The sequence below is a fragment of the Streptomyces sp. NBC_01275 genome, from assembly GCF_026340655.1.
In the GTDB taxonomy this organism is placed as follows: Bacteria; Actinomycetota; Actinomycetes; order Streptomycetales; family Streptomycetaceae; genus Streptomyces.
Window position 1 is genome coordinate 8,236,719 of sequence record NZ_JAPEOZ010000001.1, and the last position, 18,131, is coordinate 8,254,849.

The 18,131-nt window shown below is 71.2% G+C and carries 14 protein-coding genes; 3 read left to right on the plus strand and 11 right to left on the minus strand.

The window, feature by feature from the left end; all coding sequences use genetic code 11:
• On the minus strand, window positions 1–666 hold the full coding sequence (locus OG562_RS36125; RefSeq protein ID WP_266405614.1) for a TetR/AcrR family transcriptional regulator: 666 nt from the start codon (window positions 664–666) through the stop codon (window positions 1–3).
• A gap of 122 nt (window positions 667–788) precedes the next feature.
• Between OG562_RS36125 and OG562_RS36130 the strand changes: the two genes are divergently transcribed.
• Together OG562_RS36130 and OG562_RS36135 are read left to right on the plus strand one after the other, a co-directional pair.
• The gene (locus OG562_RS36130) at window positions 789–1,664 is read left to right on the plus strand and encodes a shikimate dehydrogenase (RefSeq protein WP_266405616.1); all 876 of its coding nucleotides are present in this window, start codon (window positions 789–791) and stop codon (window positions 1,662–1,664) included.
• Window positions 1,665–1,687: 23 nt separating this feature from the next.
• Window positions 1,688–3,514 (plus strand): bifunctional sugar phosphate isomerase/epimerase/4-hydroxyphenylpyruvate dioxygenase family protein, encoded by a 1,827-nt coding sequence (locus OG562_RS36135; RefSeq protein ID WP_266405617.1) that lies wholly within the window; start codon window positions 1,688–1,690, stop codon window positions 3,512–3,514.
• A gap of 1 nt (window position 3,515) precedes the next feature.
• On the opposite strand, the gene OG562_RS36140 is transcribed toward OG562_RS36135, so the two are convergent.
• From OG562_RS36140 to tkt, 8 genes are all read right to left on the minus strand, one after another.
• Entirely contained in the window at window positions 3,516–4,970 is a 1,455-nt protein-coding gene (locus OG562_RS36140) for a membrane-associated oxidoreductase (protein ID WP_266405619.1), read from the minus strand.
• Between the two features lie 68 nt (window positions 4,971–5,038).
• On the minus strand, window positions 5,039–5,632 hold the full coding sequence (locus OG562_RS36145) for a histidine phosphatase family protein (RefSeq protein ID WP_266405620.1): 594 nt from the start codon (window positions 5,630–5,632) through the stop codon (window positions 5,039–5,041).
• A gap of 9 nt (window positions 5,633–5,641) precedes the next feature.
• Entirely contained in the window at window positions 5,642–6,529 is an 888-nt protein-coding gene (gene gnd, locus OG562_RS36150; protein WP_266409705.1) for a phosphogluconate dehydrogenase (NAD(+)-dependent, decarboxylating), read from the minus strand.
• Window positions 6,530–6,539: 10 nt separating this feature from the next.
• Window positions 6,540–8,195: a glucose-6-phosphate isomerase gene (gene pgi / locus OG562_RS36155; protein WP_266405622.1), complete on the minus strand. Its 1,656-nt coding sequence runs from the start codon at window positions 8,193–8,195 to the stop codon at window positions 6,540–6,542.
• Complete coding sequence (gene opcA / locus OG562_RS36160; protein ID WP_266405624.1) at window positions 8,188–9,123, minus strand: glucose-6-phosphate dehydrogenase assembly protein OpcA; 936 nt, start codon at window positions 9,121–9,123, stop codon at window positions 8,188–8,190. The genes pgi and opcA overlap by 8 nt, the downstream gene beginning before the upstream one ends.
• A complete protein-coding gene (gene zwf / locus OG562_RS36165) occupies window positions 9,120–10,664 on the minus strand; it encodes a glucose-6-phosphate dehydrogenase (protein WP_266405626.1) in 1,545 nt (514 codons plus the stop codon). The genes opcA and zwf overlap by 4 nt, the downstream gene beginning before the upstream one ends.
• Window positions 10,661–11,824 (minus strand): transaldolase, encoded by a 1,164-nt coding sequence (gene tal / locus OG562_RS36170; RefSeq protein ID WP_266405628.1) that lies wholly within the window; start codon window positions 11,822–11,824, stop codon window positions 10,661–10,663. The genes zwf and tal overlap by 4 nt, the downstream gene beginning before the upstream one ends.
• A gap of 19 nt (window positions 11,825–11,843) precedes the next feature.
• Window positions 11,844–13,931, minus strand: a complete 2,088-nt coding sequence (gene tkt, locus OG562_RS36175; RefSeq protein WP_266405629.1) for a transketolase — start codon at window positions 13,929–13,931, stop codon at window positions 11,844–11,846.
• A 145-nt stretch (window positions 13,932–14,076) separates the two neighbouring features.
• Between tkt and OG562_RS36180 the strand changes: the two genes are divergently transcribed.
• On the plus strand, window positions 14,077–14,991 hold the full coding sequence (locus tag OG562_RS36180) for an AraC family transcriptional regulator (protein ID WP_266405630.1): 915 nt from the start codon (window positions 14,077–14,079) through the stop codon (window positions 14,989–14,991).
• Between the two features lie 135 nt (window positions 14,992–15,126).
• Here OG562_RS36180 and OG562_RS36185 read toward each other — a convergent pair whose 3' ends face one another.
• A complete protein-coding gene (locus tag OG562_RS36185) occupies window positions 15,127–16,530 on the minus strand; it encodes a glycoside hydrolase family 16 protein (RefSeq protein ID WP_266405632.1) in 1,404 nt (467 codons plus the stop codon).
• 201 nt (window positions 16,531–16,731) lie between these two features.
• Window positions 16,732–18,027, minus strand: coding sequence for an Ig-like domain-containing protein (locus OG562_RS36190; RefSeq protein WP_266405634.1), 1,296 nt, complete (start codon window positions 18,025–18,027; stop codon window positions 16,732–16,734).
• Between the last annotated feature and the right edge of the window lie 104 nt (window positions 18,028–18,131).

Genomic DNA, 18,131 nt, shown 5'->3' on the forward strand with positions numbered 1-18,131 from the left:
TCAGTCCGCCGTGCGCTCGGCCGTCAGGTAGGCGATCACCATGTCGCCGAGCATCGTGCGGTAGTGCTCGCGCTGGGCCGGATCGACGAGGTCGCGGCCGAACAGGGCTCCGAAGGTGTGCCGGTTGGCCACCCGGAAGAAGCAGAACGAGCTGATCATCGCGTGCAGGTCGACGGCGTCCACCTCGGCCGTGAACAGGCCGGACTCCTGCCCGGAGGCCAGGATGCGGCGGATCACGTCGAGCGCGGGGGAGCCGATCCTGCCGAGCTTCGCGGAGGCGGCGATGTGCTCGGCCTCGTGGATGTTCTCGATGCTGACCAGCCGGATGAAGTCCGGGTGCTGCTCATGGTGGTCGAAGGTCAGCTCCGCCAGCCGGCGGATGGCCGCGACCGGGTCAAGATGCTCGACGTCCAGCTCCTGCTCGGCCTCGCGGATCACGCCGTACGCCCGCTCCAGGACGGCGGTGAACAGCTGCTCCTTGCCGCCGAAGTAGTAGTAGATCATCCGCTTCGTGGTGCGGGTGAGGGCCGCGATGTCGTCGACCCGGGCCCCGGCGTAGCCGGCGCGGGCGAACTCCCGTGTCGCCACGTCGAGGATCTCCGCCTGGGTGCGGGCGGCGTCACGGGTCCGCCCGTTCGGTCGTGCCGGTTCGTCGACGCTGGTCATCGGGTTCCTTCGGGCGGCGCGGGTGCAGTGCCGCGATTCTAGAAGGGCTTCCCCTCGCGCCTCTCTCGGTGTATGACTAACTCACCAGTTCGTACATTAGTCGCCCGTTCAGGAGGCCTGCCGTGACCAAGGACTCGTATCTCGTCGGGCTGATCGGATCCGGCATCGGGCCGTCGCTCAGTCCGGCGCTGCACGAGCGCGAGGCCGACCGGCAGGGGCTGCGCTACCTCTACCGGCTGATCGACATCGATGTCCTCGGGGCCGCTCCGGAGGCGGTCGGGGACCTGGTGCGGGCCGCCCGCGACCTGGGCTTCGACGGGCTGAACATCACCCACCCCTGCAAGCAGCTGGTGATCCCCCACCTCGACGCCCTCGCCCCGCAGGCCGAGGCGCTCGGCGCGGTGAACACCGTCGTCTTCGAGGACGGCCGGGCCGTCGGCCACAACACGGACGTCACCGGTTTCGCCGCCTCCTTCGCACGCGGTCTGCCCGACGTCCCCCTGGAACGGGTGGTGCAACTCGGCGCGGGCGGCGCGGGCGCGGCCGTCGCGCACGCCACCCTCACCCTCGGCGCGGGTCGGGTCACCGTCGTCGACGCGCTGGCCGAGCGGGCTGCCGCCCTCGCCGACGCGCTGAACCGGCACTTCGGCGCGGGACGGGCCGCCGCGGCGGGCCCCGACCGGCTCGCGGAGCTGCTCGGCGACGCCGAGGGCGTCGTGCACGCCACCCCCACCGGCATGGCCGCCCACCCCGGCCTGCCCTTCCCGGCCGAGCTGCTGCACCCCGGGCTGTGGGTCGCCGAAGTCGTCTACCGCCCGCTGGAGACCGAGCTGCTGCGCACCGCCCGCGCGGTCGGCTGCGCCGCCCTCGACGGCGGCGGCATGGCCGTCTTCCAGGCGGTGGACGCGTTCCGGCTGTTCACCGGCCGGGAACCCGACAGCGCGAGCATGCTCGCCCACTTCGCCGAGCTGGCCGCAGGCGTCACCACCCCGAAGTAACCCAGCGACCCAGAGGTGCCCAGGTGCGTACATCCATCGCCACCGTCTCCCTCAGCGGATCCCTCACCGAGAAGCTCACGGCCGCCTCCCGGGCCGGCTTCGACGGAGTCGAGATCTTCGAGAACGACCTGCTCGCCAGCCCCCTCGCCCCCGAGGAGGTCCGCGCCCGCTGCGCCGACCTCGGCCTCACCATCGACCTCTACCAGCCGATGCGGGACATCGAGGCCGTGCCCGCCGAGGAGTTCGCCCGCAACCTGCGCCGCGCCCGGCGCAAGTTCGAGCTGATGGGCCGGCTCGGCACGGACACCGTCCTGGTCTGTTCCAGCGTCTCCCCGCTCGCCGAGGACGACGACGCCCTCGCCGCCGAGCAGCTCAGCCGCCTCGCCGACCTCGCCCAGGACTTCGGCGTCCGCGTCGCCTACGAGGCGCTCGCCTGGGGACGGCACGTCAGCACGTACGACCACGCCTGGCGGATCGTCGAGACGGCGGGACACCCGGCGCTCGGCACCTGCCTGGACAGCTTCCACATCCTGTCCCGCAGCCCGGAACCCAAGGACCTCGAAGGCATCGCCGACATCCCCGGCGAGAAGATCTTCTTCCTCCAGCTGGCCGACGCCCCGCTGCTCGGCATGGACGTCCTGCAGTGGAGCCGCCACCACCGCTGCTTCCCCGGACAGGGCGGCTTCGACGTCGCCGGCCTCGTCCGGCACGTACTGCGCGCCGGATACGACGGTCCGCTCTCCCTCGAGGTCTTCAACGACGTCTTCCGGCAGGCCGAGGCCGGCCCGACCGCCGTGGACGCCCGCCGCTCCCTGCTCGTGCTCCAGGACCAGGTCGGCCTCACCGCCCTGCCCGCCCCCGCCGCCCCCACCGGATTCGCCTTCGCCGAGCTGGTCACCCCCGACGCCGAACCCGTCCGCGCCCTCCTCACCGGCCTCGGCTTCGCCCGCACCGCCCGCCACCGCGGCAAACCCGTCGAGCTGTGGGAACAGGGCGAGGCCCGACTGCTGGTCAACACCGGCCCGGCCGCCCTCCGCCACTCTCGGCTTCGCTCGCTCGGGGGGACCCCCGTCGACGGCACCTGTCTCGCCGCGATCGGCCTGGAGTCACCCGACCCGGCCGCCGCCGCCCGCCGCGCCGAGGCCCTGCTCGCCCCCGTGCTGCCCCGCCGCCGCGCCGCCGAGGACGCCCCGCTCGACGCCGTGGCCGCCCCCGACGGCACGGAGCTCTTCCTGTGCGCCACACACCGCCCCGGACTGCCCGACTGGCGCGCCGACTTCGAGGACGTCCCGCACGCCGCGGCCGTCGCCGGCGTCCGCCGCATCGACCATGTGGCGCTGACCCAGCCCTGGCACCACTTCGACGAGGCGGTCCTCTTCCATCGCAGCGTCCTCGGCCTCGACGCCCAGGAGAGCGTGGACGTCGCCGACCCCTACGGGCTGCTGCGCAGCCGGGCCGTCGCCACCGCCGACGGCGGCGTCCGCCTCCCGCTCACCGTCGGCGCGGCCCCCGGCGACGACACCGCCCAGGCCCGGCACATCGCCCTGGCCACCGATGACGTGGTCGCCGCGGCCCGCCGCTTCACCGAGGCCGGCGGCCGACTGCTGCCGATCCCCGCGAACTACTACGACGACCTCGCGGCCCGCTTCACCTTCGCCGACGGCGAGTGGGAGACCTACCGCGCCCTCGGCATCCTCTACGACCGCGACGCCCACGGCGTCTTCCGGCACTGCTACACGCACACCGTCGGCCGCGTCTTCTTCGAACTCGTCCAGCGCGACGACGGCTACCAGGGCTACGGCGCGGCCAACGCACCGGTGCGGCTGGCGGCCCAGCGCGCCGGGCGCTGACCTACTGCCGGCTGACCGTCCTGGTCACGCCCGCGACGACGGTCGTGGCCAGGATCCAGCCGGTGACGATCAGGACGTACGACAGCGTCTGGTACCAGCCGGTCGGGGCGAACGCGCTCTCCTGGCCGAAGGAGATCACCGGGAGCAGCAGGTCGAGGGTGTAGAAGAACGGGTCGAAGTCAGGGGCCTCGGACGGCTTGAGCGCGGGCGGACGGTGTCCGGCGTAGACGATCGAGCCGACGGCGAGCAGGGAGGCCAGCCAGACGGCGGCGCGCAGCGGACGGAAGCCGTAGCCGACGGCCGCGTCCTGGAGGCGGCCCCACACCCGGCCGTACCAGGGGAGCGTGGCGCGGCGGCGGCGCTGCTTGGCGAGCTGGACGAGCCTGGCGGCCTGGTCGTCGCCGACGCGCCGGTAGGCGGCCGTCAACTGCTCGTAGGCGTGCGGGTCGAAGGCGTCGTCGTCCCGCTCCAGCATCGGCAGCCGGCGCTCGGCGGGCTCGTGCGGGGTGAGGGAGGTGTAGGTGAGGTCGAGCAGGCGCACCTGGTCGGGCAGCATCTCCGGCTCCACGCTGAGCTGGCCGATCTCGGCCCGGCGCAGATTGAGCATGCCCTCCATCGGGTCGCCCGCGCGCAGCCAGATCTCCCCGATGACGCAGCTGCTGGCCCGCAGGGCGGTGCCGCCGGGGTTGGACAGGGAGCTGTGCAGCAGGTCCACCCGCCCCGGCACCCGGGCCCCGCGCAGGTCGATCCGGCCCCGGGTGCGCAGCCGTCGGCCCAGCAGATTGGCGCCCACGGTCAGGGCCTCCGCCTCCAGGACGAACCCGCCGGGGTTGCTCAGCTCGGCGTCCTCCAGGTCGATCGAGCCGGCCACGCTCGCGCCGTCCAGCCGGATCAGCCCCCGGGTGCGCAGTTGCCGGGCGCACAGGTCGTCGTCGATGGACACCTGGTTGAGCTGGAGCACGGCCTGCGCGGGGTCCCGGGCGGTGAGTTCGGCCCGGTCCAGGAACAGCGCCCCGGAGATCTGCGCCCCGCCGAGGTGCACCGGCCCGCTGATCCGGCAGCGCGTCAGCCGCAGACTGCCGTCCACCCGGACCCGCGCCGACGCCAGGCCTGGCAGCTCGGAGTCCCGCAGGTTGAGGTAGCTCAGCCGGGCTCCGGCGATGCGGGGGACCTCGTCGAAGCGGCAGCGGTTCATGCGCACGACGCTGTCGACGTGCGCGTACCGCAGGTCCAACTCGCCGCTGATCCGCGCCCCGACGAGCTTGAGAGCCGCCACCTCCCCTGCCTCTCGCGGGCCGTTGAGAAGAAGCGCCCGCAACACCGTTGCCCGTACGGTCCGTTCGGGACCCCAGCCGGGCGCATCCGGTTCGGCCCCCGCGCGGAAGTCCACGGTCGCCCCCGTGGCGAAGGCCCGCCAGACTCGCTGTTCGGCCGGTGTCAGATCGTCGATCTCCATCAGCCGCGACTCTGGCGGGCCCTCTGGGCGGTGTCAACCGGCCCATCCGGTCCATCCGGCCCGACCGGCTACGCGCGCAGGTTCCACTCGGCGATCACGGGGCGTCCGTGCTCCGTCGACAGCCGGCTGACGGTGGCGGTGGCCAGCTGGAACAACCGGCCCTCGGCGGGCGGCAGTCCGAGCCGACGGGCCGTCAGCACCCGCAGGAAATGGCCGTGGGCGACGAGGACGACGTCACCGTCGTCGCGCGCGAGCGCCGCGTCCACCCGGTTCAGCACCCGGTCGGCGCGCCGCCCGATCTCCTCGGGCGACTCGCCGGGGCGATCCTCCGGGCCGGGCGGCACGCCGTCGGTCCACAGATACCAGTCGGGACGGGTGCGGTGTATGTCGACGGTGGTGACGCCCTCGTAGCCGCCGTAGTCCCATTCGTGCAGGTCGGGGTCGGGCACGGCCCCGGTGACGCCCGCGAGTTCGGCGGTGCGGACCGCGCGGTGCAGCGGGCTGGTCAGAGCGAGCGAGAAGGTCCGGCCGGACAGGAGGGGAGCGAGGGACTTGGCCTGCTCCTCACCGCGATCGGTGAGCGGCAGGTCGGTGAAGCCGGTGTGCTGCCCCGAGACGCTCCACTCCGTTTCGCCGTGGCGGACCAGCAGCAGATCTCCCACGGCCCACGCCTACTTCTGCGCCGATGCCGACTCGACGGCGTGGCCGCCGAACTGGTTGCGCAGTGCCGCGATCATCTTCATCTGCGGCGAGTCCTCCTGGCGGGAGGCGAACCGGGCGAAGAGGGACGCGGTGATGGCGGGCAGGGGCACGGCGTGGTCGACGGCGGCCTCGACCGTCCAGCGGCCTTCGCCGGAGTCCTCCGCGTAGCCGCGCAGCTTGTCCAGGTGGGTGTCGTCGTCGAGGGCGTTGACCGCCAGGTCGAGCAGCCAGGAGCGGATGACGGTCCCCTCCTGCCAGGAGCGGAAGACCTCGCGGACGTTCTCCACGGAGTCGACCTTCTCCAGCAGCTCCCAGCCCTCGGCGTAGGCCTGCATCATGGCGTACTCGATGCCGTTGTGGACCATCTTCGAGAAGTGCCCGGCGCCGACCTTGCCCGCGTGGACGTAGCCGTACGGGCCCTCCGGCTTGAGCGCGTCGAAGATCGGCTGGACGCGCTCGACGTGCTCCTTGTCGCCGCCGACCATCAGGGCGTAGCCGTTCTGCAGGCCCCAGACGCCGCCGGAGACGCCCGCGTCGACGAAGCCGACGCCCTTGGCCGCCAGCTCCTCGGCGTGCTTCTCGTCGTCCGTCCAACGGGAGTTGCCGCCGTCCACGACCGTGTCGCCTGGCTCGAGGAGGTCGCCGAGCTCGTCGATCACGGACTGGGTGGGGGCGCCGGCCGGCACCATCACCCAGACGGTGCGCGGCGCGTGCAGCTTCTCGACGAGTTCGGCGAGGCCGCTGACGTCGGAGAGTTCGGGGTTGCGGTCGTAGCCGACGACGGTGTGGCCGGCGCGGCGGACGCGCTCGCGCATGTTGCCGCCCATCTTGCCGAGACCGATCAGACCCAGCTGCATGGATGTCATGTCAGTTCACTTCCTGAGTGGTGCGAAGAGAGCGGTAGGCGGCCACGAGGGCGGCGGTGGAGGCGTCCAGGCCGGGCACGTCCGCGCCTTCGGTCAGGGCGGGTTCGACGCGCTTGGCGAGGACCTTGCCGAGCTCCACGCCCCACTGGTCGAAGGAGTCGACGTCCCAGACCGCGCCCTGGACGAACACCTTGTGCTCGTAGAGGGCGATCAGCTGGCCGAGGACCGACGGGGTCAGCTCGGGCGCCAGGATCGTGGTGGTCGGGTGGTCGCCCTGGAAGGTGCGGTGCGCGACCTGCTCCTCGGGCACGCCCTCCGCGCGGACCTCGTCGGCCGTCTTGCCGAAGGCGAGCGCCTGCCCCTGCGCGAACAGGTTGGCCATCAACAGGTCGTGCTGCGCCTTGAGTTCGTCGCTCAGCTCGCCGACGGGACGGGCGAAGCCGATCAGGTCGGCCGGGATCAGCTTCGTGCCCTGGTGGATCAACTGGTAGTAGGCGTGCTGCCCGTTGGTGCCGGGCGTGCCCCACACCACCGGACCGGTCTGCCACTGCACGGGCCGGCCGTCGCGGTCCACCGACTTGCCGTTGGACTCCATGTCGAGCTGCTGGAGATAGGCGGTGAACTTCGACAGGTAGTGGCTGTAGGGCAGTACGGCGTGCGACTGCGCGCCGAGGAAGTTGCCGTACCAGACGCCCAACAGGCCCAGGATCAGCGGGGCGTTGGACTCGGCGGGCGCGGTGCGGAAGTGGTCGTCGACGATCCTGAACCCGTCGAGCATCTCCCGGAACCGCTCCGGGCCGATCGCGATCATCAGCGACAGGCCGATCGCCGAGTCGTAGGAGTAGCGGCCGCCGACCCAGTCCCAGAACTCGAACATGTTGGCCGTGTCGATGCCGAAGCCGGCGACCTTCTCGGCGTTCGTCGACAGGGCCACGAAGTGCTTGGCGACCGCCTTCTCCTCGCCGTCCAGGCCGCCCAGCAGCCAGGAGCGGGCGGCGGTGGCGTTGGTGATCGTCTCGATCGTGGTGAAGGTCTTGGACGCGACGACGAACAGCGTCTCGGCCGGGTCCAGGTCCCGGGTCGCCTCGTGCAGGTCGGCGCCGTCCACGTTGGACACGAACCGGAAGGTCAGCGAACGGTCGGTGAACGCCCGCAGCGCCTCGTAGGCCATCGCCGGGCCGAGGTCGGAGCCGCCGATGCCGATGTTGACGACGTTGCGGATCCGTCGGCCGGTGTGGCCGGTCCACTCGCCGGAGCGGACCCGCCCGGCGAAGTCGCTCATCCGGTCGAGCACCGCGTGGACCTGCGGCACGACGTTCTCGCCGTCGACCTCGACGACGGCGTCCGCCGGGGCGCGCAGCGCGGTGTGCAGCACCGCGCGCCGCTCGGTGACGTTGATCTTCTCGCCGCGGAACATGGCGTCGCGCAGCCCGAACACATCGGTGGCGACGGCCAGTTCACGCAGGAGCGCCAGCGTCTCGTCGGTGATCAGGTTCTTCGAGTAGTCGAGCCGCAGATCGCCGACGCGCACCACATACCGCTCCGCGCGCCCGGGGTCCGCCGCGAACAGCTCCCGCAGGTGTGCCTGCCGGTGCGCGCGATGGTCCTCCAGCGCGGCCCACTCGGGCCGCCGGGAGAGCTGGGGTGAGTCAGACATGGGAAGCGTTCTCCTTGGTGCCCTCACCGCGGAGGGCTACGGCGTACATCTCGTCCGCGTCGAGGCGCCGTAGCTCCTCGGCGATGAGTTCGGAGGTGGCGCGGACCTTCAGCGCCAGGGTGCGCGAGGGCTGGCCGGGCAGGGTGAGCGTGGCCAGCGGGCCCTCGGGACGGTCGATGACGATCTCGCCGCTCGTGGTGCCCAGGCGGACGGCCGTGACGACCGGTCCCGCGGTGACGACGCGCTCGACCGTGACGTTCAGCCGGGCCTCCAGCCAGCGCGCGAGCAGCTCGGCGCTGGGGTTGTCCGCCTCGCTCTCCACGGCCGCCGAGGTGATCGGCACCCGGGACTGGTCGAGGGCCGCCGCCAGCATCGAACGCCACGGGGTGAGCCGGGTCCAGGCGAGGTCGGTGTCGCCGGGCGCGTACGACTTCACCCGGGTCGCCAGGGCCGCCAACGGCCGCTCGACGGCGTACATGTCGGTGATCCGGCGCTGCGCCAGGGCGCCCAGCGGGTCCTTGGACGGGTTGTCCGGCGCGTCCACCGGCCACCACACGACGACCGGCGCGTCCGGCAGCAGCAGCGGCAGGACCACGGAGTCGGCGTGGTCGGAGACCTCGCCGTACGTCCGCAGCACGACCGTCTCGCCGGTGCCGGCGTCGGCGCCCACCCGCACCTCGGCGTCGAGGTGGGAGTTGGTGCGGTCGCGCGGGCTGCGGGCGTGCCGCTTGATGACGACCAGGGTGCGCGAGGGGTGCTCGTGCGAGGCCTCCTCGGCGGCCTTGATCGAGTCGTAGGCGTTCTCCTCGTCCGTGACGATGACCATCGTCAGGACCATGCCCACAGCGGGCGTTCCGATGGCGCGGCGACCCTCCACCAGCGCCTTGTTGATCTTGCTTGCCGTGGTGTCGGTCAGGTCGATCTTCATGGCCTGCGCCAGCTCCGTCCGTCTCGTGCGAGCATCTCGTCGGCTTCCTCGGGACCCCAGCTGCCCGAGTCGTACTGCGCGGGCCTGCCGTGCCGTGCCCAGTACTCCTCGATCGGGTCGAGGATCTTCCAGGACTCTTCCACTTCCTGGTGGCGTGGGAACAGGTTGGCGTCGCCGAGCAGCACGTCCAGGATGAGGCGTTCGTACGCCTCCGGGCTGGACTCCGTGAAGGACTCGCCGTACGCGAAGTCCATCGTGACGTCCCGGATCTCCATCGAGGTGCCCGGCACCTTGGAGCCGAAGCGGACGGTGATGCCCTCGTCGGGCTGGACGCGGATGACGATCGCGTTGGCGCCGAGCTCCTCGGTGGCCGTGGAGTCGAAGGGGGAGTGCGGGGCCCGCTGGAAGACGACCGCGATCTCCGTCACCCGCCGCCCGAGCCGCTTGCCGGTGCGCAGATAGAACGGCACGCCCGCCCAGCGGCGGTTGTCGACGTTCAGCTTCACGGCGGCGTAGGTGTCGGTCGTGGAGGCCGGGTCGATGCCGTCCTCCTCGAGGTAGCCGGGCACCTTCTCGCCGCCCTGCCAGGCGCCCGCGTACTGCGCCCGCACGGTGTGCTTGCCCAGGTCCTGCGGCAGCTTCACCGCCCTGAGCACCTTCAGCTTCTCGGTGAGCAGCGAGGCCGCGTCGAAGGAGGCGGGCTCCTCCATCGCGGTGAGCGCCATCAGCTGGAGGAGGTGGTTCTGGATGACGTCACGGGCCGAGCCGATGCCGTCGTAGTAGCCCGCGCGGCCGCCGATGCCGATGTCCTCGGCCATCGTGATCTGCACATGGTCGACGTACGACCGGTTCCAGATCGGCTCGAACATGGTGTTGGCGAAGCGCAGCGCCAGGATGTTCTGGACGGTCTCCTTGCCCAGGTAGTGGTCGATGCGGAACACCTGCTCCGGGTCGAACACGTCGTGGACGACCGCGTTCAGGTCCTGGGCGCTGGCCAGGTCGCGCCCGAACGGCTTCTCGATGACGGCCCGCCGCCAGGATCCGTCGGGGGCGTTCGCCAGCCCGTGCTTCTTGAGCTGCTCGACGACCTTCGGGAAGAACTTCGGCGGCACGGAGAGGTAGAAGGCGAAGTTGCCGCCGGTGCCGCGCGAGGCGTCCAGCTCCTCCACGGCGTCGCGCAGCTGCTTGAACGCCGTGTCGTCGTCGAAGTCGCCCGGGATGAACCGCATGCCCTCGGCGAGCTGCTGCCAGACCTCCTCGCGGAACGGCGTGCGCGCGTGCTCGCGCACCGCGTCGTGGACGATCTGCGCGAAGTCCTCGTCCTCCCAGTCGCGGCGGGCGAAGCCGACGAGCGAGAAGCCCGGCGGGAGCAGACCGCGGTTGGCGAGGTCGTAGACGGCCGGCATCAGCTTCTTGCGGGACAGGTCGCCGGTCACCCCGAAGATGACGAGGCCGGAGGGGCCCGCGACGTTGGGCAGGCGCCGGTCCCGAGGGTCCCGCAGGGGGTTGTCCCAGGCCGTGCCGAGCGTTTCGGTGCTCATTCCGCGTCGACTCCCTTGCTCGTCAGCGACTTCGTGACCGTGTCTGACAAGTCCTGCCACGCCGCCTCGAACTTGGCGACTCCTTCGTCCTCCAGCCGGGTGACGACCTCCTCGTAGGAGATGCCGAGCGCCTCTATGGCGGCGAGGTCGGCGTGGGCCTGCGCATAGCCGCCGGTCACCGTGTCGCCGGTGATGTCGCCGTGGTCGGCGACGGCGTTCAGGGTGGCCTCGGGCATGGTGTTGACGGTGCCGGGGGCCACCAGGTCGTCCACGTACAGCGTGTCCTTGTACGCGGGATCCTTCACCCCGGTGGACGCCCACAGCGGACGCTGCTTGGTGGCCCCGGCGAGCGCGGTCCAGCGCTCGCTCGGCCGGGTCCGGTCGTCGGCAGAGCCGAACACCTCTTCGTACGCCTCGTAGGCCAGCCGTGCGTTGGCGAGCGCGGCCTTGCCCTTGAGCGCGAGGGCCGCCTCCGTGCCGAGGACGGTCAGCCGCTTGTCGATCTCGGAGTCGACGCGGGAGACGAAGAAGGAGGCCACGGAGTGGATGACGGAGAGGTCCAGGCCCCGGGCGGCGGCCTTCTCCAGACCGGCCAGGTAGGCGTCCATGACCTCGCGGTAGCGCTCCAGGGAGAAGATCAGCGTGACGTTGACGCTGATGCCGAGGCCGATGACCTCGGTGATCGCCGGGAGGCCGGCCTTCGTCGCCGGAATCTTGATCATGACGCCTGGGCGGTCGACGAGCCAGGCGAGCTGCTTGGCCTCGGCGACGGTCGCCCGGGTGTCGTGGGCGAGCCGGGGGTCGACCTCGATGGAGACCCGGCCGTCGACCCCCTGCGAGGCGGTGTACACGGGATGCAGGATGTCGGCGGCGGCGCGCACGTCGGCGGTCGTCATCATCCGGACGGCCTCGTCGACCGTCACGCCCCGCGCGGCCAGATCGGCCAGCTGCTCCTCGTAGCCTTCACCGGAGCCGATGGCGGCCTGGAAGATGGACGGGTTGGTGGTCACGCCCACCACATGGGTGGTCTCGACGAGCTCGGCGAGGTTGCCGGACGTGATGCGCCCCCGCGACAGGTCGTCCAGCCAGAGGGAGACGCCCTCGTCGGACAGGCGCTTGAGCGCTCCCGCGGACGCGGTTGCTTCGGTCACTGTGATCATCTTCTTTCTGGCGATCGGATCAACCGCGGGCGGCGGCGAGAGATTCCCGGGCTGCGGCGGCGACGTTCTCGGCGGTGAAGCCGTACGCGGCGAACAGGGTCTTGGCGTCGGCGGAGGCGCCGAAGTGCTCCAGGGAGACGATGCGTCCCGCGTCCCCCACGAAGCGGTGCCACGTGAGGCCGATGCCCGCCTCGACCGCGACCCGGGCCTTCACCGCCGGCGGAAGAACGGCGTCGCGGTACTCCCGCGGCTGCTCCTCGAACCACTCCACGGACGGCATCGACACCACCCGCGTGCCGATCCCCTCGGCCTCCAGCTCCTCCCGCGCGGCGACGGCCAGCTGCACCTCGGAACCGGTGGCGATCAGGACGACGTCCGGGGCCTGGGTCGAGGACTCCTTCAGGACGTAGCCGCCCTTCGCCGTGTCCGGGTTCGGCGCGTAGGCGGGCACGCCCTGACGGGTGAGGGCCAGGCCGTGCGGGGCCGGGCGCTCCGCGTGCCGCTTGAGGATCTCGGCCCAGGCGATCGCGGTCTCGTTGGCGTCGGCGGGGCGGACGACGTTCAGGCCGGGGACGGCGCGCAGCGAGGCCAGGTGCTCGACGGGCTGGTGGGTGGGTCCGTCCTCGCCGAGGCCCACGGAGTCGTGCGTCCAGACGTAGGTCACGGGCAGCTGCATCAGCGCCGACATGCGCACGGCGTTGCGCATGTAGTCGGAGAACACCAGGAAGGTGCCGCCGTAGACGCGGGTGTTGCCGTGCAGGGCGATGCCGTTCATCTCCGCGGCCATCGAGAACTCGCGGATGCCGAAGTGGATCGTACGGCCGTACGGGTCGGCCTCGGGCAGCGGATTGCCGGCCGGCAGGAAGGAGGACGTGCTGTCGATGGTGGTGTTGTTGGAGCCGGCCAGGTCGGCGGAGCCGCCCCACAGCTCGGGCAGGACCGCGCCCAGCGACTGGAGCACCTTGCCGGAGGCCGCGCGGGTGGCGACGGAGGAACCCTCCTCGAACACGGGCAGGGCGTCCTGCCAGCCCTCGGGGAGCTGCCCGGCCACGATCCGGTCGAAGAGCTGGGCGCGCTCGGGCTGCGCGCCGCGCCACTCGTCGAGCCGCTTGTCCCAGGCGGCGTGCGCCTCGGCGCCCCGGTCGAGGGCGGCCCGGGTGTGGGCGAGGACCTCGCCCGCGACCTCGAAGGACCGCTCCGGGTCGAAGCCGAGGACGCGCTTGGTGGCGGCGACCTCGTCCGCGCCCAGCGCCGAGCCGTGGGAGGCCTCGGTGTTCTGGGCGTTCGGGGCGGGCCAGGCGATGATCGTGCGCAGCGCGATGATCGAGGGGCGCCCGGTCTCGGCCTGCGCCGCCTTCAGCGCCGTGTGCAGCGCGGGGGCGTCGACGTCGCCGTCGGCGGTGGGCGCGACGCGCTGGACGTGCCAGCCGTAGGCCTCGTAGCGCCCCAGGACGTCCTCGGAGAAGGCGGTCGCGGTGTCGCCCTCGATGGAGATGTGGTTGTCGTCGTAGACGAAGACCAGGTTGCCGAGCTTCTGGTGCCCGGCCAGGGAGGAGGCCTCGGCGGAGACGCCTTCCTGGAGGTCGCCGTCGGAGACGATCGCCCAGATCGTGTGGTCGAAGGGGGACTCGCCCTGCGGGGCCTCGGGGTCGAACAGACCGCGTTCGTAACGGGCGGCCATCGCCATGCCGACGGCGTTGGCGACGCCCTGGCCGAGCGGTCCGGTGGTGGTCTCCACACCGGCGGTGTGCCCGTACTCGGGGTGGCCCGGCGTCTTCGAGCCGTGCGTGCGGAAGCTCTTGAGGTCGTCCAGCTCCAGCTCGTAGCCGGCGAGGAAGAGCTGGGTGTAGAGGGTGAGCGAGGTGTGCCCGGGGGACAGTACGAAGCGGTCACGGCCGGTCCACTCGGGGTCGGCCGGGTCGTGTCGCATCACCTTCTGAAAGATCGTGTACGCGACCGGGGCGAGGCTCATCGCGGTGCCGGGGTGGCCGTTGCCCACCCGCTGCACGGCGTCCGCCGCCAGTACACGGGCGGTGTCGACGGCACGCCGGTCGAGTTCGGTCCATTCGAATCGGCCGTCGAAGCTGTCCGGTGTCTGCGTGCTCATCTTCAAGAAGTCCTCGATAGAAGCGGGAAATCGTTCCGACGCGTTCAAACTTAAAAGTCTGACTTTTACGGGGGAAGGTCGCCGTGTGTCAGCCTGTGGTGAAAGTGGGACATGGGCGGTGTGATCGAGACGGCGTGAGAGGGACATGGCGGACAGAACCATCCAAGGCGGAGACGGTGACGGCGGCGTTGACGGGATCAGAACGTTTCCCTTCCCGGTCGAGCTGAGCGTCGGCGGCGTCGGCATGCAGGTGGGCCCCATGGGCGCCGGCCGCACCTGGCACGCCGACGACGCGCCGCTGGAGCGCGTCCACCGCATCGACTTCCATGTGGTGCTGCTCTTCGACGGCGGCCCCGTGCGCCACATGATCGACTTCGCCGAGTACGAGGCGACGGCCGGCGACGTGCTGTGGATCCGCCCGGGGCAGGTCCACCGCTTCTCCCGGTCGAGCGAGTACCGCGGAACCGTCCTGACCATGCAGCCCGGATTCCTGCCCCGCGCCACGGTCGAGGCCGCCGGCCTGTACCGCTACGACCTGCCGCCCCTGCTGCGCCCGGACGCGCCCCAGCTCGCGGGCCTGCGCGCGGCTCTGACGTATCTGCAACAGGAGTACGACGACGGCGCCGAGGGGACCCTGCCCCCGAGTCTGCACACGGCGGTGCTACGGCACTCCCTGACCGCGTTCCTGCTGCGGCTGGCGCATCTCGCGGCCAGCTCCGCGGAGGCGGTCCGCCGGCAGGGCGACACCACCTTCACCCTCTTCAGGGACGCCGTGGAACAGGGCTTCGCCGCCAACCACAGCGTCAGCGCCTACGCCGACTCCCTCGGCTACTCCCGCCGCACGCTGGTGCGCGCGGTGCGCGCCGCGACCGGCGAGACGCCCAAGGGCTTCATCGACAAGCGGGTCGTCCTGGAGGCGAAGCGGCTCCTGGCCCACACGGACCTGCCGATCGGCCGGGTGGGCGCGGCGGTGGGCTTCCCCGACCCGGCGAACTTCTCCAAGTTCTTCCATCTGCACACCGGACACACGCCGGTGGCGTTCCGGGCTGAACTGCGCTGACGCAAGGGTCTGTTCACGACGGCGACGCCGGACGGCCCGGCCTTCGAGAGTGAAGGCCGGGCCGCCCGGCGTCGCGTGACGGTCCATCAGTTACCTCGGCGTCCGTCGACGTCTGCCAGTGTCAGGCAGTGTCTGTCAGTGACCGAAGGTGAACCAGTTGACGTTCACGAAGTCCGAGGACTGACCGCTGGTGAAGGTCAGATACACGTCGTGGGTGCCGGTGACGGCGCTGATGTTCGTCGGGACCGTCCGCCAGGACTGCCAGCCCCCGGTGTTGGCCAGCGCGAAGGTGCCGACGGGCGTGCTCGTACGGCTGTCCAGGCGCACCTCGACCAGTCCGCTGGCCCCGCCGGCCACACCGCTGGCGACCCGGCCGCTGAACTGGGTGGCCGCGGTGGAGCCGAAGTTCACGCCCTTGTACAGCGCCCAGTCGCCGTTGGCGAGGGAGCCGATGTTCTGGCCGCCGCCGGTGTCGGTCGTCGTCTCGGTGGCCGTGCCCGACTGGCTGTCGTAGGACTCGGCCTGGAGCGTGGAGTAGGCGTCGCGGCTGCCGGTCGGCGGGGGAGTGGTGGTGCCGCTCCCGCTGCCCGCGGCCTGGAGCACCTGTACGTAGTCCACGACCATCGGGTGGCCCGACTCGGTGGCGCTGTCGAGTCCGCCGCCGAAGGCGTCCGGGAAGGCGCCGCCCATGGCCACGTTCAGGATGACGAAGTAGCCGTGGTTGGTGGCGTTGGTCCAGGTCGTCGCGTCGACCTGGTTCGCCGTCACGGTGTGGTAGTTGACGCCGTCGACGGAGAAGCGGATCGCCTCGGGGCTCACCGAGCGGTCCCACTCCATCGTGTAGGTGTGGAAGCCGGACTGACAGGTCGTGCCCGGACACGCGACCGAGTTGCCGATGCCGGTGGTCTCGTTGCACGGGCCGCCCGGGTTGGTGCCGCAGTGCATCGTCGCCCAGACCTTGTTCAGGCCCTGGACGTTCTCCATGATGTCCAGCTCGCCGACGCCCGGCCAGTTCTGGTAGTTGCCGCGGTAGGGCGCGCCCAGCGCCCAGAACGCGGGCCAGTAGCCCTCGGCGGCGGTGCCCGTGACGTTGGGCATCTGCAGCCGGGCCTCGACCTTGAGCTTGCCGCCGGCCGGCGGCTGGAAATCGGTGCGCGTGGTCTCGATACGGCCCGAGGTCCAGTTGCCGGCCGCGTCGCGCAGCGGGGTGATGCGCAGGTTGCCGTTGCCGTCCAGCGAGACGTTGTTGGTGCTGTTCGTCATCGTCTCGACCTCGCCGGTGCCCCAGTTGGCGGGGCCGCCCGGATACGAAGTCCCGGTGCTGTAAAGCCAGTTGGTCGTGTTGACGCCGGTGCCCGCGGTGCCGTTGAAGTCGTCGAGGAAGACCTGGGTCCAGCCCGTCGGGGGCGTGGGGGCGGAGGCGTTCGCGGGCAGGGTGACGGCCGCCGCGGCGGCGGCCGCCAGGCCGAGTGTGCCGATCACGGCGACGAGCGCGCGCCGCAGGGGACGCCGTCTGGGGATGCCGGAGGTTTCGCTCATGGGGGGCCTCTCGGGTACGGAGTGAGGTGCGCGGGTGGCTTCGAGCCCACTCTGAGAGCGCTCTCAAAGTGGGCCCAATGTGCTCTCAGGCGCTCCGGTCGTCAAGAGGTGTAACCGAGAAATTCCTTTTGGGGCAGGCGAGTTCACCCGATGAACACAAGATTGTGCTAGTGGGCGACCTCCTCGTCCTAAGGACCTGACCTAGACGGCGCTGCCCGCCTTCCAGTCCGCCCACGACAGGTTCCAGCCGTTGAGGCCGTTGGAGGGTTCGACGGTCTTCTCGCCCGAGTTCTTCACGATCACCACGTCGCCGAGCATCGAGCTCGCGTAGAACTTGTAGCCCGCCACGGAGCTGTCGCTCGCGCCCTTGGCGTCGTGCAGGCCGATGCAGCCGTGGCTGGTGTTCTGGCTGCCGAACACCGAGGTCGACGCCCAGTAGTTGCCGTGGACGAACGTGCCGGAGGTGGTCAGACGCTGGGCGTGCGGGACGTCGGAGATGTCGTACTCGTCGCCGAGCCCGACCGTGGAGGACTCCATCCGCGTCTGCTTGAACCGCTCGCTGATCACCATGATCCCGGACCAGGTGGTGTGGTCGGAGTCGCCGCCGGAGACGGGATAGGTGGCCAGGGTCGCGCCGTCCCGCTTCACCGTCATCTGCTCGGCGGACAGGTCGACCGTGCTGATCTGCTCGCGGCCGATGTGGAAGGTGACGTCCTTGGACTGCGTACCGTAGACGCCGTCCGTGCCTTCGACGTCCTTCAGCCGCAGACCGAGCGTGATCGTGGTGCCGGCCGCCCAGTACGTCTCGGGCCGGAAGTCCAGCCGGGTGTCGCTGAACCAGTGGCCGACGATCTCCACGGCCGGCTCGGCGGTCACCGTGATCGCCTTCTGCACGGCGGCCCGGTCGGACACGGCGTGCGTGAAGTTGATCGAGACGGGCATGCCGACGCCCGAGGTGGAGTTCGCCTCCGGGGTGAAGTAGCCGACGAAGGTCTCGCCGGGGGACTTGGTGGTGAAGACGGCGGTCGTCGCGTCCGCGCCCTCCGCCTGGGCGGTCACCGTGTACTTGGTGCCGGAGTACGGGTTGGCCTTCGACGTCCAGGTCGTCCTGGCGTCGTCGAGCGAGCCCGCCAGCGTGGAGCCGTCGTTGCCGGTGACCTTCACGGAGGCGAGGGTGCCGTCGGTGACCTGGACCTCGACCGGGCTGCCGAAGGAGGCCTTCTTGGTTCCGTCGGCCGGGGTGACCGAGATCACGGGCCGTTTCGCGGCCGCCTTGGCCTTCGTGGACGCGGACGCCTGCGCCGCCGTCCCCTCCGACGCGTCCGCCGCCCCGGAGCTGCACCCGGTCAGCGCCACGGCCGGGACCGCGCCGAGCACGGCCAGGATCCCGCGCCGGGACCACTTCGGCGACTGCGACTGCGACTGCGACTGCGACTGCGGCTCGGACCGGTTCGACGACTGCTGCTCGGACCGGTTCGGTATGTGCGACACGCCCACGGCACGCCTTCCTGAGATGTCCACCTTTGCGCATGCATCCTGCGCCCCCTACCTGGGGCGATCCTTTGAATCCCCGGGCCGCAGTCTGAGATTCCGGTGAGGAC